We start from the raw sequence: 23,371 nt of genomic DNA on the forward strand, positions 1-23,371 counted from the left end.
GGCGGTGAAAGCCATGCAAAAGAAAAAGCTGTGGATTATCTTGATTCTTGCCATTCTGTTCCTGAACCTTTTCAGCTCGGAAACCTATGCCGCTCCGGGCATTTCTATATCTGACAATGGTATTACCATCCAGTCAACCGATGATCCCCAGGAGATTTCCAACAGCATCAAGCTGCTTTTGCTTTTGACGGTATTGACGCTGCTGCCGTCCATTCTCATCATGATGACTTCCTTTACAAGGATTGTCATCGTGTTTTCTTTTCTGAGAAACTCCATGGGAACGCAGCAGATTCCCCCGAACCAGGTGATTATCGGCCTGGCGCTTTTTCTGACCTTTTTCATTATGACCCCGGTTTTTGCAGATATCAACCAGAATGCTCTTGAGCCTTTTTCCAGGAACGAGATAACGCTGGAGGAGGCCATTGACAGAACTTCCTATGCCGTAAAGGACTTTATGCTGGATTTCACCAGGGAGAAGGACCTGGCCCTCTTTGCCGGGATTGCAAGGATAGAGCCGGCGGGAAACCTGATGGATCTGCCACTGACAGTCGTCGTGCCGGCGTTCATGATCAGCGAGCTGAACACCGCTTTCCGCATAGGCTTCATGCTGTACATACCCTTTCTGGTCATCGATATGGTGGTGGCCAGCACCCTGATGGCCATGGGTATGATGATGCTTCCACCGTCCATGATTTCCATGCCGTTTAAAATACTCCTGTTCCTGCTGGTGGACGGATGGAACCTCCTGACAGAGACCATTATCAAATCCTTCGCGCGCTAAAGCGGATGATTTGTGATATAAGACCGTGTGAAATGCCCGGAAAGGAGCGCATATGGAGCAATTCTTACTGGATATGTCGCGGGATGCCATGATGACCATCCTGAAGATATCGGTGCCCGTACTGCTTATCGGGTTGATTGTCGGGCTTGCGGTGAGCATTTTTCAGGCCACCACGCAAATCCAGGAGCAATCCCTTCACTTTGTTCCCAAGATCATTGCCATGCTTGTGGCCCTGCTGGTATTGGGAGCCTGGATACTGACCCAGATGAAGGAATTTGCCCTGCGTATGTTTGACGGCATGCTGAAGTTCATCGGCATGTAGCTATTGGATGTGATTGGGAATGACCATACCCCTGGATGGGATTTTCAACCTGTGGAATGTCTTTCTTCTCGTGCTTGTCCGCGTTTCGGGCATGTTTTTCTTATCGCCCATTTTTGGCAGAAGGAATATCCCGAATTATTTCAAGGCGGGGTTCTGCCTTATCATGACCATCGTTATCGCCAACTCGGTCAGGATTCCTGATCTGACGCCCTATACGTCCCTGGCGTCCTATGTGTTTTTAATCGGAAAAGAGTTCCTGGTGGGCGTAACCATGGGTTTTATTTCATACATGTTTTTCGCTGCCATCTATGTGGCCGGGCACATGATCGACACCCAGATAGGCTTTGGCATGGTCAATGTTTTCGACCCGCTGACCAATGTCCAGATTCCCATCACGGCCGATTTTTATGCCATATTGGCCACGCTCTTCATGCTTGTCACCGACTCTCACCATTTGCTCATCAAGGCGGTCGCCGACAGCTATGATGTTTTGCCCCCGGGAGGCGCCCAGTTCAGCGGGGGCGTGGTTCGCCAGCTGGTGGAAATGTTCTACCAGACGCTGATCATAGGCTTTAAAATTGCGGCGCCCATCACAGCCGCCATTCTGATTGCCGATGTGGCCCTTGGCATCATCGCAAAGGCCATGCCACAGATGAACGTCTTCATGCTGGGAATGCCGCTGAAGATCATCATCGGTTTTATCGTTATCCTGATCACTCTGGCGGCGTTTAAGGGCATGGTGAATGTCATCCTGGAAGGCACTTACCGGAACATTTACGATTTCCTGCGGAACGCAGGCGGCACCTGAAAGGGAGGGAAAGCCTTGGACCTGAGACCTTTTCCGGTCTGCAAGCGAACTGAACACAGGGGGCTTACCGCAATCAACCTTCAGCTTTTTGCTGATAGCAGCGGAAAGACCGAGAAGGCGACTCCTAAAAAAAGACAGGACCTGCGCAAAAAGGGCCAGGTTATGCAAAGCCGGGAGGTTACCGCCAACTTCATCCTCCTCATCGTCTTCCTTTCATTCAGGGTGCTTGGAAATTATCTCTACAGGGAAATGAAAATCGTATTCAATTTTTTCATGTCCGAGTCGGCGGCCTATAACCTGTCCGATCCCAATGAGATCATGCGGGTTTTGACCTTTGCCGCCATAGAGATTGCCAAGATGGCCGCGCCGTTCTTCATCATTGCCGTTGTGGTGGGTATACTGGGTTCCTATGTCCAGATAGGCTTTTTGTTTACCCTGGAACCCATCAAGCCCAAGTTCTCCAATATCAGTCCGCTCAAGGGCCTGAAAAGGCTTTTTTCTGCCCGTTCGCTGTTTGAGCTTGTGAAATCCATCGCCAAGGTGATCATCATCGCATGGGTGGCATGGTCATCCATAAAGGCTGAATTCCTGAACTTCACCAAGCTGATGGCCCTGGAAATGGGGCCGATCGTCATGTATATCCTGGATTCCGCTGTGGGTATCGGGATAAAGATATGCCTGGCGCTGATGGCGATATCGGCGGTGGATTATTTCTTCCAGTGGCGCAGATACGAAAAGGATATCCGAATGACCAAACAGGAAGTCAAGGAAGAGTACAAACAGCTTGAAGGAAATCCCGAGGTCCGCTCCAAGATCAAGCAGAAACAGCGCGAGATTTCCATGAGGCGGATGCTGAAGGATGTTCCAAAGGCAGACGTGGTGATCACCAACCCGACCCATTTTGCCGTGGCCATCAAGTATGAACCCCAGAAGAAGCCCGCACCTTATGTGATCGCCAAGGGGGCTGATTTCATGGCGCAGCGGATCAAGGAGATCGCCCGGGAGAGCAAGGTGGAAATTGTTGAAAACAAGCCGCTTGCCCAGGCGCTTTACCACACGGTGGATATCGGGGAAGTCATACCGCCCGAGCTGTACAAGGCGGTTGCCGAGGTCCTGGCCTTTGTTTACAACCTGCAGGGGAAAAATCCGCAGACGGCCCATTGACCGCGGGGGCAAAGTATTGTATTGGACCCCCAATTCAGATAAAATACAAATATAAGATATAAGAATACCTGTTTCGACAGAAAGGATTTTCGCAGCTTCGACATGGGGCAGAACTACAAAAGATTCGGAGATACTGGAGGGAAAGCAGGATGAAGAATAAAAGTATGCTTGTTGCGGTATTTGTAGTCTTCATAGTGCTTTTTATCATTGTTCCCATTCCCCCGGTTCTTCTGGACGTCCTGCTCGTCGTCAACATCACCCTTTCCCTGTTGATTCTGATCAACGCCATCTATGCCCCGGATGCACTGTCCATGTCTGCTTTCCCGACCATGCTGCTGTTCACGACACTGTATCGCCTGTCCCTCAACATCATCTCCACGCGCCTGATTGTGGGTAAGGGTGAGGCCGGCGAGGTTATCCGCAGCTTTGGCCGCTTTGTGGGTGGAAATGACCTGATTGTGGGATTCATCATATTCCTGATCATCATGATCGTCCAGTTCCTGGTCATCACAAAGGGTGCGGAAAGAGTCTCCGAAGTAGCTGCAAGATTTACCCTGGATGCCATGCCGGGTAAGCAGATGGCCATCGACGCTGATCTGAACTCGGGCCTTATCAATGAACAGGAGGCCAAGGAAAGAAGAAAACGGGTACAGCGTGAGGCCGACTTCTACGGCGCCATGGATGGTGCCACCAAGTTTGTCAAGAACGACGCTATCTTCGGCATTATTGCAACGGCCATCAACATCCTGGGCGGTATCATCATGGGTATGGTCAGACAGGGGAAAAGCTTCGAGGAAGTCCTTGAGACCTATACCATCCTCACCATCGGTGATGGCCTTGTCAATCAGATTCCATCCCTGCTGATTTCTATCGCCACGGGTATTATCGTTACCAGGGCAGCCGCCGACAGCAACCTTGGCGAAGATCTGATCAGGCAGATCTTCAACAGTTCCAGGGTGATGTACATAGCAGCAGCTGCCTGCGTTGTTCTTATGCCCATCCTCTGGCAGTGGTCCCTGTTGCTTGTGGCAGGCCTTTTGGTTTACCTGGGCGTGCAGCTGGAAAAGCGCAAGAGGGTGGAGTCCAAGCAGGAAGAGCAGAAGATAGAGGAGCAGGAGGTAGAAGAGATCCGAAAACCCGAGAATGTGGTCTCCCTGCTCCAGGTTGACCCCATAGAGCTGGAGTTCGGTTATGCCATCATCCCCCTGGCGGACAAGAATCAGGGCGGCGACCTTCTGGACCGCGTGGTCATGATCAGGCGCCAGTTGGCCCTGGAGCTGGGCGTTATCGTCCCCATCATCCACCTGCGTGATAATATCCAGTTGAGCCCCAACCAGTACGTTATCAAGATTAAAGGGGTTGAAGTGGCTTCGGGTGAACTCATGCTGGATCACCTGATGGCCATGAATCCGGGCACCGCCGAGGAGGAAATCGAGGGCATACCCACCCATGAACCGGCTTTCGGCCTTGCGGCCGTATGGATTCATGAGAGCCAGCGAGACCGTGCGGAAATGCTGGGCTATACGGTGGTGGATCCGCCGTCCATTGTGGCAACGCATATGACCGAAGTCATCAAGCGCCATATCCATGAGCTCCTGAGCCGCCAGGATGTCCAGACTCTGGTGGACAATGTCAAGGCCACATATCCTGCGGTGGTGGACGAACTGATACCCAAGGTCATGTCTCTTGGAGAGATCCAGAAGGTACTCAGCAATCTGCTGCGGGAAGGCGTCTCCATACGCGATATGGTTACCATCCTGGAAACCCTGGCCGATTATGCACCCATCACAAGGGATACCGACATGCTCACCGAGTATGTGCGGCAGGCCCTCGGGCGTGCCATATCCCGAACCTATATCCAGCAGAACAATGCTGAGGTCATCACACTTGATCCCAAACTGGAACAGCTTATCATGGATTCTGTTCAGAAAACGGAGGCAGGTTCCTATATTGCCATGGATCCTGCCCTGAGCAATAGAATTGTCAACCAGGCGGCAGCAATGACCGAGAAACTCGTGCAGGCCGGAAAGCTTCCCATTATACTGGCATCGCCGGTGGTGCGTTTCTATTTCAAACGACTGACCGAGCACAGCCTGCCCGGATTGGTGGTATTATCCTACAATGAACTGGATCCGACTCTGGAAATCAGCTCAGTGGGCATGGTAAGCGTATAAACAGGCAGTTATGACAGGTACCGGAGGAAGATATGAAGATTCGCAGATATACCTGTAAAAACATGCAGGAAGCTTTGCTGAAGGTCAAAATGGACCTGGGAAATGAAGCGGTGATCATGAACAGCCGCAAGGTAAGAAGAAAGGGGCTTATTGGACTGTTTACGAAGCCCCTGATCGAAGTCGTGGCGGCTATCGATGATGATTATGCCAAGCCCAGAGCGCCGGCATGGAATGCATCGGCAACGGGTGTCAATGGCAGCCGCTATTATGAGAACACTTATCAGCCTGAGCGTGCGGCCGGCGCATTCTCCCAGGCTCCTGCCTATGGGAGGGAACAGGCGCCTTATCAGCCGCAGGATAATTATCAGGCAGTGCCAAAACCCCAGGCTATGGTACAGCCCCAGCCGCAACCCCAGTATCCGTATCCTTCACAGCAGGAACCGCAGAAGCATTATACCCAGACCAATCCTTACCAAACCCATCACCAGACGCAGTCCCATATGCCGTCCCAGATGCAGCACCAGCCACAGCCTCAATCTCAGTCTCAGTCTCAGCCTCACGCACAAACCCAACCACAGCTCCAGGCTCAGGTTCAGGCCCAGCTTCACTCTCAGGCTCAGCCGCAGGCTCATCCTCAACCCCAGGCACAGTTCCAGCCGTTCCAGCCTGTTAACGTAACACCTGCCGGGGCCGGGCTTTCCGGTATCCATCCGGCCGAGAATACGAGGCTTTCTGAACTGGAGACCAAGGTAAAGAGCATGGAAACTCTGCTGGAGCAGATTTACCATACTGTTCGGGAAAAGAGCCAGCCAGTCCGTGCGGGATTTGGCGGCGAAACAACGGTAACGTCAGCATCTTCTGCCCATGACAGCCTTGCCGCTGTCAGAAAAACCCTTACCGAAATGGAACTGGACAGCAAACTGATCGACAAGATCATGGACAAGCTCAGGGAGCGCGGCGGTCATGCCGATAATCCCGAGATGGCGCTGGCCCATGCGGCAAACATCATGACGTTCCTTCTGGGCGAGCCCGAAACCATCCAGCTGCGATCCGACGGTCGCCCCCAGGTTGTCATCTTCGTGGGTCCCACAGGGGTCGGCAAGACCACAACCCTTGCCAAGATCGCAGCCGATTTCACGCTGAACAAGCAGAAAAAGGTTGGGCTCATCACGGCCGATACCTATCGTATCGCTGCAGTGGAGCAGCTCAAGACCTATTCGGAGATCCTGAACATTCCCTTTTTGGTCGTCTATTCCCCCAGCGAGGTCAAAGAGGCGATCAAAATGTTTGCGGACAAGGATCTGATCCTGATTGACACGGCCGGCAGAAGCCACCGGAACAAGAGTCATTTTGACGAACTGAAAGCGCTGGTCAATTCTGCGGAAGCGGATGAAGCCTATCTGGTGGTCAGCGCCAACACCAGCAAGCATGCCATGAACGAGATTCTTAAATACTACTCTTTCATCAAGGATTATAAACTGCTGTTTACAAAACTGGATGAAGCTCCGGCTCCAGGGGTGATTGTCAATGCCCGTTACCTGACCGGCAGGCCTCTGTCCTATACCACTGCAGGTCAGAGTGTTCCTGATGATTTGAATGTGGCGAATCCCCGGGCTATTGTCGCCAACCTTCTGGGCTCCGGAAAAATCCAATGAGGGAGCCAAACCTCGTAGGTGGAGGTAGTCATGAGCGATCAGGCGGAAAAGCTGCGGAAATTGGTAGTTGACTTAAACGGCGGGCCATATGCAACAGGGAGCCTGAAACCGGAGAAAAGAGCCCGTGTGATAACAGTGACCAGCGGTAAGGGAGGCGTGGGAAAGACCAACATCACGGTCAATCTTGCCATTGCCCTGAGCAGGCTGGGATTGAGGGTGGTCATTCTGGACGTGGATTTCGGCCTGGCCAATATTGATCTGCTGTTCGGAATCACGCCCAAGTATACCCTGCTGGATCTCATTCGCGAAGAAAAGAGCATCTTTGAAGTTCTTACCGACGGACCCAACAACATCAAATTCCTTTCCGGCGGTTCAGGCGTCGAGGAACTGATTAGCCTGGACAGGAGGAAACTTCGCAAGTTCGTGAGCAATATCTCCCTTCTGGACAAGCTTTACGATGTTATTCTCATCGATACGGGGGCCGGGTTGTCGCAGAATGTCATGAGTTTTATCATGGCCGCCGATGAGATCATCCTGGTAACTACCCCGGAGCCCACTTCCATCACCGATGCCTATGCCCTTGTCAAAATGGTATCCAGACGGGACCGGAGGAAGGTTATCCGGGTTTTGGTGAATAAGGCCGAAACCGTTCGCGAAGCGGAGGAAGTTGCGAAAAAGCTGACCGTCGTTTCTGAGAAATTTTTGTCATTAAAGCTCAATAAACTTGGGTATATATTATATGATGAAATCATCATCAAATCAGTGAAGCAGCAGAAACCTTTCTGTCTCAGCTACCCGAGGAGCCAGGCCGCAAGGAATGTGTTTGCGCTGGCAGAGGCGCTGATGTATGACAGCAAGGGCGCGGAAGTGGAGCTGGGAGCCAAGGGCTTCATCCAAAGGGTTTTATCGTTCTTCGGCGCATAGCGCTGCAGGAAAGGCGGGAAATAAAAGCGGAAGGACGCATTGTCGAAAAACGGCTGATAAGGCCGAAAACAGCAGAATTTAGTTTGAAGCATCAGGATATTATGCTAAACTAAAGGTAACGAGGTAGGACGATGTTGAAAACAAAGCTAACTCTGGGCACCAAGCTGGAACTGGAGTTATACGATGCAAATGGCAACAAGATGGTACCCACTCTCATCAGCCAATTTGAGGCCGTTCTGCCTGATGACAGCATGGAGATACTGTCACCCCTTCTGGAAGGAAGGATCTTCCCGGTGCGCAGAGGCACGCGCATGGTAGTGATTTACCAAAAGGATGGCGAAGTGTACAAATTTGCATCGGAGGCGATTGAGCGAAAGCTGGAAGGGAATATACATTATCTGAGAATACGGCCGCTGACAGAGGAAGAAAAAATACAGAGGCGTTACTTCTTCCGCTTCAGCTGCGTAAGAGATGTAGAATACAGGCTGTTTGCCGACGGGGATACTCAGGAAGAGGAACGCGGCGTCTTCAGGAAAGGCGTAACGAAGGACATCAGCGGCGGCGGAATTTGCTTCTGGGCAGATGTAAAACCTGAGATCGGCTGGCAAGTGGAGGGGATTCTCCGCCTGAACCGTGATATACCGTTTATTGGCCGGGTTGTCCGCGTGATCGATATTCGTGAAGGAGGCCGATATAACTATGAGATCGGCGTTGAGTACACGGATATCACCAATATGAACAGGGAACGCGTTATCAGCTTCATTTATGAGGAGCAGCGTAAATTACTGAAAAGGGGCTGGACCAAATGACAGATGACAGAATCAGGGTGCTGATAGTGGATGATTCTGCATTCATGAGACGTGTCATTCACAACATGATTGAAACGAACCCGGAAATGGATGTGGTTGGCTCGGCGAGAGATGGGCTTGATGCCTTGAAAAAAGCCAGGGAACTCAATCCTGACGTGATAACGCTGGATATTGAGATGCCGGTCATGGACGGCCTTACGGCCCTGGAAAATCTCCAGAAGCAGGATGACTATGCCGTTATCGTAGTCAGCAGCCATACCAGGGAAGGGGCATCCGCCACTATCAGGGCGCTTGAGCTTGGTGCATTTGATTTTGTAACAAAGCCTGACAATATATTCAGCATGCCGTCGGAAGAGATCCGTGCCGAACTGGCGGAAAAGATACGGATGGCCTACCAGAGCAGGAAAAAGGGAAGGAAGGAAGCCAAAACCCTGGGGAAAGTGGTTTCGGGAATCGGAGAGCAGGACGGAAAGGCCAATGATCTGAAATACCTGATTGCCATAGGGATCTCAACCGGCGGGCCCAGGGCATTGAGCAGTATTATGCCCATGTTCCCGGCAGACATACCTGCTGCCGTCATCGTGGTGCAGCACATGCCCGAGGGATTTACCAAATCCCTTGCCAACAGGCTTAATGAGATCAGCAGCCTGACGGTTAAGGAAGCCGCTGATAATGAACTGCTTAAGGCAGGCAATGTATATATCGCTCCCGGAAGCCATCATCTCACGCTGAAATCGGAGGGAGGAAAGACAAGGATCGTGCTCTCCGACCAGCCTCCCCTGGGAGGTTTCAGGCCGAGCGTGGATGTGATGATGCGTTCGGTTGCGGATTCGGACATAGAAAATGTTATTGCGGTCATTATGACCGGCATGGGCAGCGACGGAACCAAAGGCCTGATTGAACTGAGAAAAAAGAAGAAACCGTATGTCATTGCCCAGGATGAGAGTACAAGCATTGTTTTTGGCATGCCTAAGGTCGCTATTGAGTCGGGGGTTGTAGATGATATAGCGCCGTTGATGGAGATACCCAACAGAATTTTGAAATACATGGGGGTGCGCCAGTAATGGACATGAATCAGTATCTTGACATATTCGTTGAAGAGTCGCGGGAGCATCTGCAAAGCCTGAACTCCTCCCTGTTGGAACTTGAAAAGGATCCGGCGGACAAAGGGGTTCTCAATGAGATATTCCGCGTAGCCCACACCCTGAAGGGCATGTCGGGAACCATGGGATTTACCCGCATGCAAAGGCTCACCCATCACATGGAAGATGTTCTGGATGCGTTGCGGAATGACCGGATATCCGCAAACTCCGATATGGTTGATATCCTCTTTAAATGCCTGGACGCTCTTGAGAACTATGTCAATACAATCGTCTCAACAGGCGACGAGGGCAATGAGGAGAATAAAGGGATTGTTGATGCCCTTGCGGACATTCTGAAGAAGGGCGGCCTCCCGACGAAATCGGCCAAGAGTTCAGGCAGGAAAGCCAAAAGCAAACCTTCCGACGAGAAGGAGAGCAAAGAGGTGGAAGTCGCACAGGCTGAAGCGGAGGCTGCGGCAGGCTCCGAGATAGGCCTGGTTGAGCTGAATCAATATGATATCAACGTCATCAGGAAGGCTCTGGAAGCCGGAATGAACGTGTTCCAGATCCACGTGGAGTTCGACAAGGGATGCTTGCTGAAGTCGGCAAGGGCTTTCATTGTATTCCAGATTCTTGAGAAGAATTCCGAAATTATCAAATCGGTTCCCAAGGTAGAGGACATAGAAGACGAAAAGTTTGATTTTGAGTTTACGGTAGTGGTTGTCACATCCAATGACCAGGAGCTCTTCGAGCGCGAGATCAATTCCGTGGCAGAGATAGCCGGTGTCCATATTCTGCCCGTTACCGCCGAGATGATTGGGGTGAGTGCGGAGGAAATCCAGGAAACCGCAGAGAAGACCGGCGGCGCGTCCAGGCCTGAAGCGGAAGGCGTTGCTGCCCAGACCGCGCAAGAAACCATCAAAAAGGCGCAAAAAGCCGGAAAGACCGTCAGGGTGGATATCGACAGGCTGGATGTGCTGATGAACCTGGTCAGCGAGCTGATCATCATCAAGAATGGTCTGGATAATCAGATCAATGCCAAGGACAGCAACGCCTGGAGCGAGTCCATCGAGTATCTGGAGAGAGTGACCACCAACCTTCATGATGCGGTGATGAAGGTCAGAATGGTACCCGTTGAAGCAGTTTTCAACCGATTCCCCAGGATGATTCGGGATATCGCCAGGGAGCTGGACAAGGATATCGAACTGAAGATGTCCGGTGAGGAAACCGAGCTTGACAGGACCGTCATTGATGAAATCGGCGATCCGCTCATACATATCCTCAGGAATTCTGCCGATCACGGCATAGAAACGCGTGAAGAAAGAAAAAGGCTCAACAAACCTCCGGTCGGGAGCATTTATCTCCGGGCCTATCAGGATGGCAACAACGTTGTCATCGAAGTGGAGGATGACGGCAGGGGTATTGATGTTGGCAAGGTCAGGAAGAAGATCCTCGAGAAAGGCCTGGAAACCCCTGATATTGTCGAGACCCTCTCCGAAAAAGAGGTTATCGATTACCTGTTCAAACCTAACTTCAGCACAGCGGACAAGATCACCGATCTTTCCGGCAGGGGTGTCGGACTGGATGTGGTAAAAACCAAGATTGAAGCCCTGGGCGGAACGGTTGAGGTCGAAACGCGCATGGGCTACGGCAGCAAATTCATCATCAGGCTGCCTCTGACGCTGGCCATCATCCAGGCCCTCCTGGTGAAGATAGGTTCAGAAAAATATGCTCTGCCCCTCAGCTCCATCAGGGAGATTGACAATATCAAATTCAGCGACGTAAAGATGGTGCGCAACCGCGAAGTGATCATGCTGAGGGACATGGTTATCCCGCTGGTCAGGCTGAATGAGGTGCTTGAGGTCAAGGACGCCATTCCTGACGAGAAGAAGAAGTATCTGACGGTTGTTATCGTCAAGAAGGGGGACAAGCTTTCAGCCTTCAGTGTGGACAGCCTTATTGGTCAGCAGGAAATCGTCATCAAGTCGCTTGGGAAGATCATGCAGGGCATTAAGTGCATCGCCGGGGCAACCATTCTTGGAGACGGCAATGTGGCCCTCATTGTGGACAGCAATTCCATTGCCGTATGAGTGGTCTGGTTCGGTTGGAACAGACAGACCGCGTGCCATATTCCATGTGATTAAGGGGGCTTGATTCTGTGGCAAAGGCTTTAGGCAAAGAACGCAGGCAGTATGTGGTATTCCAGATAGACCAGCAGGAATTCGGTGTGGACATCCACAAGGTCTCGATTATTGAAAAATACATGAATATTACAAGGGTTCCCACCACGCCGGCCTATATCAAGGGAGTGGTCAACCTCAGAGGCGAGATCATCCCGGTGATGGATCTGCGGATCAAGTTCGGGCTGCCATCCAAGGAGCCGGATGATGATACCCGGATCATCATGCTGAAGTTCAACGATATCACGCTGGGCGTCATCGTCGATTCGGTGGCTGAGGTTGTGGACTTTACCGAAGAGGAACTGGAAAGCGTTACCAGCATCACCAATGACCGCACCCTGGACTATGTGGTGGGGATTGGCAGGATCGGACAACGTCTGATTACCGTGCTCAATATTGAAAAGCTTATCACCGAATTAACCGAGAGGGAGTAAGGAGTATTAGTGAATGGCGGATGCTATTAGTGAACTCAATAGCTTTCACCTCGACGTATTGAGGGAGATAGGAAACATTGGAGCCGGTAATGCGGCTACTGCTCTGGCCAAGCTGCTTGACAAGAAGATCGACATGAGGGTGCCGCAGATACGGATTATGAAGTTCAGTGAAGTCAGCGATGTGCTGGGTGGCGCTGAGACCCCCGTCGAGGGAATACTCCTGCAGATCCACGGGGATATCAGCGGCAGCATGATGTTTATTCTGGACTATCCTTCCTCCCGGTTGCTTGTCAATATCCTGATGGGCAAGCCGGTGGAGTCCGACTTGGACTATGATGAACTGACCTGTTCGGCATTGAAAGAGATTGGGAATATTCTTGCAGGATCCTATTTGTCGGCCTTATCCAATATGACCAACCTGAAACTGATGCCCGATGTTCCGGCACTGGCCATCGATATGGCAGGAGCGATACTGAGCGTCCCTGCCATTGAATTTGGGAAAAACTCGGACACCGTACTGTATATTGAGAATGTATTCACAGATGGCCGGGACAGTGTCATTGGAGACCTGTTCCTGATTCCGGACGATTTATCTTACGGAAAGCTATTAGAGGCGTTAGGAGTCGGTTGATGGCAGAATTAATCAAGGTGGGCATGGCCGAACTGAAAGTGGCGCGACATCCTGCAATATTGACAACGCTTGGATTGGGTTCCTGCATTGGTATTGCTTTATATGACAGCAGAACAAAAAATATCGGACTGGTCCATATCATGCTGCCCAGTTCATCCATCGCTACGGCCGGAATGAACCGTGCCAAGTTTGCGGATACCGGGATCCAGGATTTGGTGCAGGAGATGGTCAGGATCGGATCCGATATCCGGAATATCGTGGCCAAGATAGCTGGTGGTGCCCAGATGTTTGCCTTTGCCACCCAGAATGAGACCATGAAGATTGGGCAAAGGAACGCGGAGGCATCCAGAGCCGTCCTCGCCAGTCTGAACATACCGCTGGTCGCCGAGGACACGGGGGGGAATTATGGAAGAACCATCGAGCTTTCATCCGAGGATGGAACGCTGAAGGTGAAGACCATTGGTTTTGGAATCAAATATTTGTAGGTGAATCCGGGTATGGAATATGTGCGGAAGATACCGTTGCTCCTGGGAACCGGCGCCGGCTTGCTCATCGGTCTGATCGGCCTGACAACAGGAGTTCCCAATAAGGATAATGTGCTGAATATGTGCGTGGGAATGGTCATCTTTTACCTGGTGGGCATCCTGGTACGGTCCACAGTAAAGGATACCATTGACAAAGTAAAAGCGGTCATGAGGAAAAAGGAAGAGGAAAAGAAGCTTGCAGAGGAATTGGAGAGAATGAAGGAACAGATTAAAAAGGAGGATTCTCCCGGTTCCCGGATAGACCTGGCTATCGGGGACGACAGTATACTGGAGGACGACGACTTTGAGGCGCTGCCCATCGCAGAGTTCATCAAGCGGGAGTTGCAATAGGGATAGAATCACCCTGGAAAACAAAAGATAGGTTAACGGACATAGTCCGTGCCGAAGATGGAGGTAATCAATGTCCACATCTGGTTCCCAAAGACAACAGGAACTCTGGAGAAAATATAAGGAAACGAGAGACCCGGCCCTGAAGGAACAGCTCATTCTCGAATATGCAGACTTGATCAAATATGTGGCCGGTCGCCTGAGCATCAACTTCGGATCCAATGTGGATTACGAAGATTTGGTGGGGTATGGCGTTTTTGGTCTAATCGATGCGATAGAAAAGTTCGATATAGATAAAAAAGTGAAGTTTGAGACCTATGCGTCGCTGCGCATACGAGGAGCCATAATTGACAGCATCCGTGATCTGGACTGGGCTCCCAGGTCCCTGCGCAAAAAGGGCAAGGAACTGGAAAAAGCGTATTTTGAGGTTGAAAACCGCCTGGGACATTCGGCGAACGATCAGGAAATCGCAAAATATATGGGCATTACAACCGAAGAACTCAACAAGCTGCTTCAGGAAGTCAACATGTCCCAGATGATCTCGCTTGAGGATTACCTTGACCAGAACCATGAGGCCGGAATTGACGGGCTGACCATGGACTGGGAAGCTACTAGACCGGAACAGAGAATGGAGGTTGTGGAGCTCAGAGAAATACTGGCAGAAGCAATTGAGAAACTGCCTGAAAAAGAGAGAATGGTAGTAACCTTATACTATTATGAGGAGCTAACATTGAAGGAAATTAGCTGCATCATGAAGGTTTCCGAATCCAGAATCTCACAGTTACACACCAAGGCGATTATGCGCATGCGGAGCAGGCTTGAGCGATTGAAAAGCGCAATTCTGGAGTAGAGGAGAATCATGAAATGATGGATGGAGGTATTCACCAGAACAAGAGCTATGAGATAACCTATCGTGAAGATGGTGTCTATCTTACGGTCTATCCTCCTGTTGGCTTACTCAGTAAGATCGATGAGAACGATGTCCTGAACCATGTTGCAAGAAAAGGGATCAAGGGATATCGTGCGAATGTCATTACAGATGCAGTCAAGCGCCGCGACGGTACACCTGTGAAAATTGCCGAAGCCCAGGAAGAAGCCCGCATGGATGCATTTGTTGATGCCTATACTTCCGATGATAAAATGCAGGCCTTTATCCAGGTGTCCCCGCCGGAGGGAGGCGGCAATGCACCTACCTTCGAAATGATTGTCAGGGCACTGCAAGACAAGGGTATTGTCGCATGCATCAATGAGAAAAAAATCAGGGAGTTTGTCAGCAATCCCGTATATAATGTGCCGGTCCTTGTTGCGGAAGGGATTCCTCCCGAGAATGGGAAGAATGGTTCGCTCCGTTATCTGTTTGATATGGAGAAGGATCGGAAGCCCATCATCCTGGAGGACGGCACCGTCAACTATAAAGATCTGAATCTGATAGAGAACATCACCAAGGACCAGAAACTGGTGGAAATCATACCGCCCACGCCCGGAAAAAGCGGCATGACCGTGACAGGAGCCGAAGTGAAGGCTTTGGACGGAAAGCCGGCCGTGGTTCCCAGGGGCCGGGGTGTCTATCTTAATCCCGAAGGTACTGCATTATTCGCAGAAATAGACGGCCAGCTCAAGATAGTGGACGGCAAGATTAACGTCTTTTCCGTCTATGAGGTTCCCGCAGATGTGGACAACTCAACAGGAAATATCCGGTTTATCGGTAATGTTGTGGTGCGCGGCAATGTCCTTTCCGGATTCGAGATTGAAGCCGGCGGCGACATTGAGGTGAACGGCGTCGTGGAAGGCGCCAGGTTGCGTGCTGCCGGGAACATTATCCTCAAACGGGGCATGGTTGGCGGCGGAAAAGGAGAATTGCTGGCCGGAGGGGACATTATCGCCAAGTTTGTTGAAAACTGCAAGATAGAGGTAGGCGGAGACCTGAAGGCCGAGGCCGTCATGCACTGTGATGTCAAATGCGGCAACAGCATTATCCTCGGCGGCAGAAAGGGACTCCTGGTAGGCGGAACGGCCAGGGTGGGCAAGTATGTGGAAGTAAAGTTCCTGGGTAACCAGATGTTTACCCAGACCGTTGTGGAGGTCGGGTTTGACCCGCACCTGAGGGAGCGGCTGAAGTTCCTGAAGGCCGAAATCGTCAAGATGGAGGAAGGGCTCTCAAAGGCTAATCAGGCCATTGCGGTATTAAACAAGATCAAGGCCGCCACGGGAGATCTAACCCCGGAAAAGCGCGAACTCCTGGCAAAGAGCACCAGGTCCAGGTTCTACCACGAGAACAAGCTGATGGAGTATAAAAAAGAAATGGCCGAAATCGAGGAGAGGCTTCAGCAGGGAGCCACCGGCAAGATTAAGGTCTATGGCAGCGTATATCCCGGCGTCAGGGTTGTCATTGGCAATGCGATGTTATATATTAAAGAAGAGGCAAAATACTGCACTTTATACAGTGATGGTGCGGATATACGTTTTGGCGCGCTGTAAGGGCCAAGGAGGGATCGCATGGCCATTGGACCGGTTGACTTTCAGCCCATTATGTCAAGGGTAAATGAGGTTGCCCGCATCCAGAACGGGCAGCAGCAAAAGATCATAGGCAATGAAGTGCAACAGGCTGAGGCAGCTGTCAGGCAGGCGGAACAAAACACCAAGTCGGTTCATGCGCAGGATCAGGCCAATAAGGTAGTCATCACAGACAAGGAAAAAGAACGAAACAGCGGCGGAAAAAAGCAGAACCAGAGCAAGGATAACGAAGAACGCGAGGAAAAGAAGGAGCGCCTGAAGGGCACTTACCGGATCAATAAGAAGCTTGCCGTGCCCGAGGAAAGACATATTGACATCCGCTTGTAATTTGGACATGCTTAGCCGGTTTGGCAGGATGCGTCAGATAAAGCAAACGTTTAATCCACAGACGATAAGAGGGTGAAAGTATGACAGTATTCTTTGGATGCATTACCTTGGCAGGGTGCGGCATTGTATTGTTCGCCATCATCCTTTTGCTGGCTGAGAAGAAGCGCATACACGATTATCGTCAGGATGCGGCAGAAATGGAGAACAGCCTGATTGAAGTCATAAAGGATGCAGAGGTTCTCATCAAGGAGATGAACAAGTTTTCGGATTATGCAGTCTCCAGGCTGGAGGAAAGGAACAGCCTGCTGACAAAGCTTCTCGAGGAAGCGGATCGCCGGATAGAAACCTTGAGAAGCTTAAGCGGAGCAGAGTCTGAAACCCTCTCTGAAAAGTTTGAAGAGACATCCCCGCAAGAGTCAAAGGATGAAGCGTATACCGAATCCAGTCTCCGTTCCCGTTTGTTCAGCAAGAAAAAGGTTATACCGCTGGATGACAAGCGCCATGAGATTGTCAAGCTTTCAAGAAGCGGCATGGACAGCGGTGAAATTGCCAGACTTCTCAATATGGGCAAGGGCGAAATCGAATTGATTGCCAAAATAGGCAAGTAAACATTAAGGAGCTCCCGGAAAAGGAAGAAACATCGTGAAGCTGATTGATGGCAAGAGTGTTCTGTTGGGAATGGGCATCGGCATTATTATTGCGTCCATTCTTGGCTATATTTTTTTCCTCGGATACCAGCCCCAGCTTTCGGACGGAGAAATTATCAGCCGGGCAAGGCAGTTGGGGATGGTGGATCGATTTGATGCTGCCGGTGGCATCATAAGGAATCAGGACGGCAGCGTTACCTTAACCATCAGCGAGGGCGAAAGCGCGTCGCAAATTGCCGAACGCCTCTACAACGCAGGCATCATCGGCAGTTCCATTGAGTTTGAGATCATGGTCAGGAAAGGCAATCTCCAGGATGCCATCAGGCCCGGGCAATACCGAATCGATTACAAGGAAGATACCAGCGCCATCATTCAAAAAATAACCGGTCAGTAGGAGTTCGGATTCGGTCGTTTGCTTTGCTCATTCCAGGGTGATGGAGACAACAGATTCTTGATTTAAAGCTCTGTTTGTGCTAATATGATAAAGCGATATGCCGTGCCGAAGTGGTGGAATTGGCAGACGCGACGGACTCAAAATCCGTTATGTGATGAACATGTGCGGGTTCAAGTCCCGCCTTCGGCACCAAAATACAGGCAGATGATCCTATTTGGTCATCTGCCTTTTGATATTCACTTTCAAAACAAAGATGACGGTGCATCAAAGAGTTTTACTTTATCAACCGTTTTTCAAAGCATTCAATTGTCTTGTCCTTCCATTGCTTATAGGCGTAAAACTTAAATCCCAATGAAGTCCAAAAAGCTGATTATATAATTCTCTTCCGGAAATTCCCGAAATATCAAATATGTTTGATAATCCTCTTCCTTTCAATGTTAAATAATGAGCTTTTGTTTCTAACCCCAAGGTTTCAATAAGATTTTGCATGTGTGGAGCTGGGGAAACTGATTTTATAGCCAAAGGTCCACATCATTAAAAAATACCACTAATCGTCTTATATATTTATAGTGGTGAGAATTTTGCGACAGCCTTCTTTTTCATGTCAAATGAGATGCTTATTCTTTCAGATTGTTCGTTTTTAGATTAAGGATGTACCGTCAAGATTGGTACTGTCAAGAATTATACGAAAATGCATAACCTGCTTAGTAGTCAGCAGTTAGCGGTAAATTATTGTGAATCATCGTTGTGGTGATACTGTCACTCAGCCTTCCGGGCTTATATGGGTTTGGCTTTATGCTGGCAGCTCTTGCGTTACTGAGCGGCTTTTTCATGGGATATTGACAATACTATCGGCTGCCGATATAATATATCGTGTAACGATATAACGTAAGATGATATAACGGAAGGCGGTACAATGTGTCTGAGAACATCGCGTTGACAGAGGCCGTTTACTATATCCTGCTATCCCTGTATGAGCCCATGCACGGATACGGCATCATGCAAAAGGTTGAGCAGATGAGCAAAGAAAGGGTCAGGCTGGCGGCGGGTACCCTGTATGGTGCCATCAGCACGCTGCTCGAGAAGGGATGGATCAGGGCGCTTCCCGGTGAAAGCAACAGCAGGAAGAAAGAGTATCTTATCACGGAAAAGGGTAAAGAAGCTGTTGAGCGTGAAGTCATCCGGCTCAGGGAACTGGTAGAAAACGGTGAAAGGATCACGGGAGGTAAGGGAATATGAGGTTGACGGCCCGCAGGCTATTTTTTGTATGGGACTTCGAGAAAGAGGAACGATGGCTCAACGAGATGGCTTCCAAAGGCATGAACCTGCAAGGGGTTAGCATTTGCAGTTATGTTTTTGAAGAAGGTACACCGGGGGAATACCAGTATCACGTGGAATGGCTGAAGTACAGGCCAAGCCATCCCGAAAGCGTTGCTTACATCCGGTTTCTGGAGGAAACCGGCGTGGAACATATCGGATCTTTGATGAACTGGGTTTACTTTCGGAAAAAAAGGGCAGACGGCGCTTTCGATCTTTCCTCCGATTTGGATGCGCGCATTGACCATTTCAAAAGGATTAGCTGGCTGCTTTGGGTGTTGCTTCCCTGTGTCCTGATATTCATTGCGTCGCAGATTTACCAATGTCTGACTCATAAAGGCGTTTTACCGGCCCTTATGCCGTTGATTGTGCTGGATATCCTGATCCTGGCATGCATCACGATGGGGCTTGTAAAAACACGCCTGACCTATAGAAGGCTGAAAAAAGAACGCTTGCTGAGGGAATGAGGAATGACATTTTTATAATAGAGAAAAGACCGGGCAACCGGTCATCATCGCAAAGAAGCCTGTAAAGCCTGTCAATCAGGCTTTCTTTTTACCAGGTGGATGTGCTGCCCGCGACCGATGGGGATGGCCGGCCCGGTTTTGATCTCTTCAAAGCGCCCCAAAGCATCGGAACGGATGCATATCTTGTGGATGTGGCTGCCGTTGGGGAGCGGTATTGCTTCTCCCGTCACCTCAACGGGGCACTTGGTGTCTTTCGCTTCCTCATCCTTCTTTTCGTTATCCAGGATGGGAACCTTCCTGGACTTTTCCTTCCGGGGTGAAAACCTGACCCAATCCGGGCACACATCCCAGTTGTGGTTGTAAATCATAGCGCCCTCTCCTTTATGCCTTGATCTATTACATATTATGTCCCCGGGCTGAGGGCGTTCTTGAAAGCGTTTGTCCGATGCTAATACTTCTGGTTGATATAGCTGTCAGCCAGGGATTTGCGCTTGTCTTCCCTGAGCACGCCATTCTTCCGGAGATCCTCCGCAATCCCCGGGTTCTTGGTATGGAGGATCAGCAAATCCTGTTCATAGGTGCTGTCGGGAACATTGATCTCCATCAGTACATCCGGGTTGTGGATGACGATCTCGATGAGCTTTCCCTTGAGCACGGAAGATTTCACGCTGACATAATAGGCTTCCACGCCGTTGTAATCGATAAGACGGAGCAGCTGAAGGGTGGCCCTGTCTTTTTCCCTGTAATGGCTGTTGGATTTGGCGTAATAGGCCTGGCGTTCCTTCTCGGTGTTCCGGGGGTCATTGGCTATGCGCTGCCAGTATTTCGCATGGATATTATGGTAATGGTAGTTGTAGATCGCTTTCTTGACATTGTCGACCCGCGTGAAAGGCTGTATCCCGAGGCTTTCCACATAATAATAGTTTTCCTCGATGAATTCGTTTTTGGTCATGTCGCCCATCTTGTATTGCATTAAAAGGCTCTGCCTGTGCCTTAAGAACTTATCGAACTTGTTCATAGAGCATTCCACCGCCTGTATGTCAAATCATAAATGAGTTTGGAGAAAAAGTAAAGGACCCGCCGGCGGGGGATTATTGCCATATGGCTGAATTGTGGCCGGCATGCGCTTCGGGCGGTTTGACGCTGAAAGGAAGGCCATGTTAAAATATTGATAATTCAGCCGAGTAACGGATGAGAGGAGAAAAGGATGATGAGTAAGAAACATGTGCCCTACAGGGTTTACCTGGAAGAGCGGGAACTTCCCGAATGCTGGTACAATTTCCGGGCGGACATGCCCAACCTGAGCCCATATCTGAATCCGGCAACACAAAAGCCGGTCACGCCCGACGATATGCTGGCCATTTTCCCGATGGAACTCATCCAGCAGGAGATGTCGGACGAGCGCTACATACCCATCCCCGAAGAAGTCAGGGAGCTTTACCGTTCATTCCGTCCATCGCCCCTCTGCCGGGCCTATGGACTGGAAAAACTCCTGGATACTCCGGCGCGCATTTATTACAAGTATGAAGGCAACAACCCGTCGGGAAGCCACAAGCTGAATACGGCCATACCTCAGGCCTATTACAACAAGAAGGCCGGCATCAAGCGCCTGGCTACCGAGACCGGAGCCGGACAATGGGGTACGGCTCTGTCGGTTGCATCCCAGATGTTCGGCCTGGAATGCACGGTTTACATGGTGAAGGTGAGTTACCAGCAAAAGCCGTACAGGAAGGCCATCATGCAGGCCTATGGCGCGACGGTCAATCCCAGCCCCAGCCCGCTGACACAGGCCGGCAGAAAGATCCTGGAACGGGATCCCAATTCCCTGGGAAGCTTGGGGATCGCCATCAGCGAAGCGGTTGAGGATGCGGCCACCCACGATGATACCAACTATGCCCTGGGCAGCGTACTCAACCATGTTCTGCTGCACCAGACCATCATCGGTCTTGAGGCCAGGAAGCAGATGGAGAAGATCGACGAGTATCCCGATGTGGTGGTGGCCTGCTGCGGCGGCGGCAGCAATTTCGGAGGTATCGCCTTCCCGTTCCTGCACGACAAGATCCGGGAAGGGAAGAAAATAGAGCTCATCGCAGCGGAACCGGCGGCCTGCCCCACCCTGACCAAGGGTAAGTTCGCCTATGACTTCGGCGATGTAGCCCAAATGACGCCCATCATGGAGATGTACACCCTCGGCCACGGCTTCATTCCGCCGGGAATCCATGCGGGTGGACTCCGCTACCACGGGGATTCAGTGCTGGTGAGCAAGGCCTATAAGGACGGGCTCATCGATGCCCGCGCCGTGCATCAGACCGAAGTGTTCAAGGCCGCCATCCAGTTTGCCAGGACAGAACTGATCCTGCCGGCGCCCGAATCCGCCCATGCCATCAAGGTGGCCATCGATGAAGCGCTGAAATGCAAAGAGACCGGAGAATCCAAGTGCATCCTGTTCTGCCTCTCCGGGCATGGCAACTTCGATCTGACGGCCTATGAGGAATACATGGCCGGCAACCTGCAGGATTACGAATACCCGGATGAACTTCTGAACGAAGGGCTGAAGACCCTGCCGAAAATCTGATTCCGGTAATATACAAGACCCCGGTACACAAGGTGCCGGGGTTATTTTACTGTGCGCCATGGTATGGGGACTAAATTTCCATGTTCCGTCCTTTTCAAAATTGGCTATATTATCCAGGGCTGTGCCGACTTGATTTCCGTCTGCATCATAGAGATTGATGGTAACCTGGGCATACGAAAGGGTTCTGCCTTTGTTGTTTTTTATTGTTCCGGTTATATAAAGCGCAAAACCATCATATTCAGCTGAAAGATCACCAATAATCTCAAAATCTGGTTTCCGCTCCTTTTGTGGTTCGGGTGTGGCAGCCGAACGGATTACGGGTGAGTATTACCGGATACGGTTCAGGTCTGCGCTTCCTCCATTGCAGTAATTCACCAGTACCTTTGGCTTGTTATGTGCGGCCCATAGCAGCCGCTTATGCTTATCACTGCTTCCATGCAAGAATAATCTGAGCAGCATCAATATAGACAAAAAACTTTCTACAAAAATCGCGATTTTATGACCTTTTGGCAGTGGTCAAAAACAACTTTTCTGATATAATTGATAAAGTGTATGTTATTTTTTTGTCAATCGCTGAAAATACACGACAGAAGGAGTTTTCAATGAAAGCCATCACAAAGAACAAACGGATCAAAGTCATTGTAAATGGCCGCGAGATGGAGGTCTATGATAATCTGACCATCCTTCAGGCCCTGCTTCAGGAGGATGTACATATTCCTCACCTGTGCTATGATATCCGTCTTGAGCGTTCAAACGGTAACTGCGGACTGTGCGTGGTTGAGGTAGGCGAGGGGGATGCCAAGAGAGATGTGAAGGCTTGCCAGACGCCTATCCAGGAGGGTATGGTTATCACCACCAACAGCCCCAAGCTGAAGAGCTACCGCAAAGTCCGCCTGGAGCAGATCCTGTCGGATCACAATGCGGACTGTGTTGCACCCTGCGTCATGACCTGTCCGGCCAATATTGATATCCAGGCTTACCTGCGCCATGCCGCCAACGGAAATTTCAGCGCCGCTCTCCAGGTTATCAAGGATCGCAACCCCTTCCCGGTAACCTGCGGACGCGTATGCCCACATCCCTGCGAGGCGCAATGCCGCCGCAACCTGGTGGATTCTCCCGTGGCCATCAATCATGTCAAGCGTTTCATTGCCGACTGGGATATGGCCCAGGAGGAGCCCTGGCTGCCCAAAAAGAAGGATTATAATGATACCAGAAATTAAGACAGACAAAACGGCCAAAATAAGTTAGAATGGAACTATGGAAAAGAGAAGAAATTTTACACCGGAAGAAAAAG

Annotated in this window: 26 protein-coding genes, 1 tRNA gene and 1 pseudogene; 24 read left to right on the forward strand and 4 right to left on the reverse strand. The window is 50.6% G+C overall.

Going from position 1 to position 23,371, the window contains the following annotated elements; all coding sequences use genetic code 11:
• The first annotated feature begins 13 nt into the window (after positions 1–13).
• The 20 genes from fliP to F3H12_RS07030 all read left to right on the forward strand — a co-directional run bounded on the left by fliP (position 14) and on the right by F3H12_RS07030 (position 17,910).
• Positions 14–781, forward strand: coding sequence for a flagellar type III secretion system pore protein FliP (gene fliP, locus F3H12_RS06935; RefSeq protein WP_149678616.1), 768 nt, complete (start codon positions 14–16; stop codon positions 779–781).
• Between the two features lie 52 nt (positions 782–833).
• Positions 834–1,103 (forward strand): flagellar biosynthesis protein FliQ, encoded by a 270-nt coding sequence (fliQ, locus tag F3H12_RS06940; RefSeq protein ID WP_149678617.1) that lies wholly within the window; start codon positions 834–836, stop codon positions 1,101–1,103.
• 19 nt (positions 1,104–1,122) lie between these two features.
• Positions 1,123–1,911, forward strand: a complete 789-nt coding sequence (gene fliR / locus F3H12_RS06945; protein ID WP_243133221.1) for a flagellar biosynthetic protein FliR — start codon at positions 1,123–1,125, stop codon at positions 1,909–1,911.
• Positions 1,912–1,926: 15 nt separating this feature from the next.
• On the forward strand, positions 1,927–3,075 hold the full coding sequence (gene flhB / locus F3H12_RS06950; protein WP_243133222.1) for a flagellar biosynthesis protein FlhB: 1,149 nt from the start codon (positions 1,927–1,929) through the stop codon (positions 3,073–3,075).
• Between the two features lie 149 nt (positions 3,076–3,224).
• Entirely contained in the window at positions 3,225–5,249 is a 2,025-nt protein-coding gene (flhA, locus tag F3H12_RS06955; RefSeq protein WP_149678618.1) for a flagellar biosynthesis protein FlhA, read from the forward strand.
• 32 nt (positions 5,250–5,281) lie between these two features.
• A complete protein-coding gene (gene flhF / locus F3H12_RS06960; RefSeq protein WP_149678619.1) occupies positions 5,282–6,904 on the forward strand; it encodes a flagellar biosynthesis GTPase FlhF in 1,623 nt (540 codons plus the stop codon).
• Positions 6,905–6,934: 30 nt separating this feature from the next.
• Positions 6,935–7,828 carry a MinD/ParA family protein gene (locus F3H12_RS06965; protein ID WP_149678620.1) on the forward strand — a complete coding sequence of 298 codons (894 nt, stop codon included), beginning with the start codon at positions 6,935–6,937 and terminating at the stop codon, positions 7,826–7,828.
• A gap of 131 nt (positions 7,829–7,959) precedes the next feature.
• Positions 7,960–8,637 (forward strand): flagellar brake protein, encoded by a 678-nt coding sequence (locus tag F3H12_RS06970; RefSeq protein ID WP_149678621.1) that lies wholly within the window; start codon positions 7,960–7,962, stop codon positions 8,635–8,637.
• Complete coding sequence (locus F3H12_RS06975) at positions 8,634–9,701, forward strand: protein-glutamate methylesterase/protein-glutamine glutaminase (protein ID WP_149678622.1); 1,068 nt, start codon at positions 8,634–8,636, stop codon at positions 9,699–9,701. The genes F3H12_RS06970 and F3H12_RS06975 overlap by 4 nt, the downstream gene beginning before the upstream one ends.
• Complete coding sequence (locus F3H12_RS06980) at positions 9,701–11,809, forward strand: chemotaxis protein CheA (protein WP_149678623.1); 2,109 nt, start codon at positions 9,701–9,703, stop codon at positions 11,807–11,809. The genes F3H12_RS06975 and F3H12_RS06980 overlap by 1 nt, the downstream gene beginning before the upstream one ends.
• Positions 11,810–11,877: 68 nt before the next feature.
• On the forward strand, positions 11,878–12,333 hold the full coding sequence (locus F3H12_RS06985; RefSeq protein WP_149678624.1) for a chemotaxis protein CheW: 456 nt from the start codon (positions 11,878–11,880) through the stop codon (positions 12,331–12,333).
• Positions 12,334–12,346: 13 nt separating this feature from the next.
• Positions 12,347–12,964, forward strand: a complete 618-nt coding sequence (locus F3H12_RS06990) for a chemotaxis protein CheC (protein ID WP_149678625.1) — start codon at positions 12,347–12,349, stop codon at positions 12,962–12,964.
• Positions 12,961–13,449: a chemotaxis protein CheD gene (locus F3H12_RS06995; protein WP_149678626.1), complete on the forward strand. Its 489-nt coding sequence runs from the start codon at positions 12,961–12,963 to the stop codon at positions 13,447–13,449. The genes F3H12_RS06990 and F3H12_RS06995 overlap by 4 nt, the downstream gene beginning before the upstream one ends.
• Positions 13,450–13,461: 12 nt before the next feature.
• Positions 13,462–13,839 carry a hypothetical protein gene (locus F3H12_RS07000; RefSeq protein WP_149678627.1) on the forward strand — a complete coding sequence of 126 codons (378 nt, stop codon included), beginning with the start codon at positions 13,462–13,464 and terminating at the stop codon, positions 13,837–13,839.
• A gap of 70 nt (positions 13,840–13,909) precedes the next feature.
• Positions 13,910–14,686, forward strand: coding sequence for a FliA/WhiG family RNA polymerase sigma factor (locus tag F3H12_RS07005; RefSeq protein ID WP_149678628.1), 777 nt, complete (start codon positions 13,910–13,912; stop codon positions 14,684–14,686).
• A gap of 14 nt (positions 14,687–14,700) precedes the next feature.
• A complete protein-coding gene (locus tag F3H12_RS07010) occupies positions 14,701–16,314 on the forward strand; it encodes a DUF342 domain-containing protein (RefSeq protein WP_149678629.1) in 1,614 nt (537 codons plus the stop codon).
• An 18-nt stretch (positions 16,315–16,332) separates the two neighbouring features.
• On the forward strand, positions 16,333–16,677 hold the full coding sequence (locus F3H12_RS07015) for a hypothetical protein (RefSeq protein WP_149678630.1): 345 nt from the start codon (positions 16,333–16,335) through the stop codon (positions 16,675–16,677).
• An 80-nt stretch (positions 16,678–16,757) separates the two neighbouring features.
• Positions 16,758–17,285, forward strand: a complete 528-nt coding sequence (locus F3H12_RS07020) for a DUF6115 domain-containing protein (protein ID WP_149678631.1) — start codon at positions 16,758–16,760, stop codon at positions 17,283–17,285.
• A gap of 34 nt (positions 17,286–17,319) precedes the next feature.
• Entirely contained in the window at positions 17,320–17,718 is a 399-nt protein-coding gene (locus F3H12_RS13230; protein WP_188118420.1) for an endolytic transglycosylase MltG, read from the forward strand.
• Positions 17,719–17,822: 104 nt separating this feature from the next.
• Positions 17,823–17,910: transfer RNA gene (locus F3H12_RS07030), tRNA-Leu, on the forward strand.
• Positions 17,911–18,000: 90 nt separating this feature from the next.
• Here the strand turns inward: F3H12_RS07030 and F3H12_RS07035 are convergent.
• On the reverse strand, positions 18,001–18,240 hold the full coding sequence (locus F3H12_RS07035) for a hypothetical protein (protein ID WP_149678632.1): 240 nt from the start codon (positions 18,238–18,240) through the stop codon (positions 18,001–18,003).
• Positions 18,241–18,699: 459 nt separating this feature from the next.
• Here F3H12_RS07035 and F3H12_RS07040 point away from each other — a divergent pair, with 459 nt between their 5' ends.
• Together F3H12_RS07040 and F3H12_RS07045 are read left to right on the forward strand one after the other, a co-directional pair.
• Positions 18,700–18,957: a PadR family transcriptional regulator gene (locus tag F3H12_RS07040; RefSeq protein ID WP_149678640.1), complete on the forward strand. Its 258-nt coding sequence runs from the start codon at positions 18,700–18,702 to the stop codon at positions 18,955–18,957.
• Positions 18,954–19,502 (forward strand): DUF2812 domain-containing protein, encoded by a 549-nt coding sequence (locus F3H12_RS07045; protein WP_149678633.1) that lies wholly within the window; start codon positions 18,954–18,956, stop codon positions 19,500–19,502. The genes F3H12_RS07040 and F3H12_RS07045 overlap by 4 nt, the downstream gene beginning before the upstream one ends.
• 71 nt (positions 19,503–19,573) lie before the next feature.
• On the opposite strand, the gene F3H12_RS07050 is transcribed toward F3H12_RS07045, so the two are convergent.
• Together F3H12_RS07050 and F3H12_RS07055 are read right to left on the reverse strand one after the other, a co-directional pair.
• Positions 19,574–19,870, reverse strand: a complete 297-nt coding sequence (locus F3H12_RS07050; RefSeq protein WP_149678634.1) for a YmaF family protein — start codon at positions 19,868–19,870, stop codon at positions 19,574–19,576.
• An 80-nt stretch (positions 19,871–19,950) separates the two neighbouring features.
• On the reverse strand, positions 19,951–20,520 hold the full coding sequence (locus F3H12_RS07055; RefSeq protein ID WP_149678635.1) for a DUF6648 family protein: 570 nt from the start codon (positions 20,518–20,520) through the stop codon (positions 19,951–19,953).
• A gap of 192 nt (positions 20,521–20,712) precedes the next feature.
• On the opposite strand from F3H12_RS07055, the gene F3H12_RS07060 reads away from it, so the two are divergent.
• Positions 20,713–22,077, forward strand: a complete 1,365-nt coding sequence (locus F3H12_RS07060; protein WP_149678636.1) for a TrpB-like pyridoxal phosphate-dependent enzyme — start codon at positions 20,713–20,715, stop codon at positions 22,075–22,077.
• Between the two features lie 81 nt (positions 22,078–22,158).
• On the opposite strand, the pseudogene F3H12_RS13640 reads toward F3H12_RS07060, so the two are convergent.
• Positions 22,159–22,392: pseudogene (locus F3H12_RS13640) on the reverse strand (FxLYD domain-containing protein); the annotation flags it as partial.
• 287 nt (positions 22,393–22,679) lie between these two features.
• Here F3H12_RS13640 and F3H12_RS07065 point away from each other — a divergent pair.
• Entirely contained in the window at positions 22,680–23,297 is a 618-nt protein-coding gene (locus tag F3H12_RS07065) for a 2Fe-2S iron-sulfur cluster-binding protein (protein WP_243133223.1), read from the forward strand.
• Positions 23,298–23,371 lie beyond the last annotated feature (74 nt).

Source organism: Thermoclostridium caenicola (assembly GCF_900142095.1).
Taxonomy (GTDB): domain Bacteria; phylum Bacillota; class Clostridia; order DSM-8532; family DSM-8532; genus Thermoclostridium_A; species Thermoclostridium_A caenicola.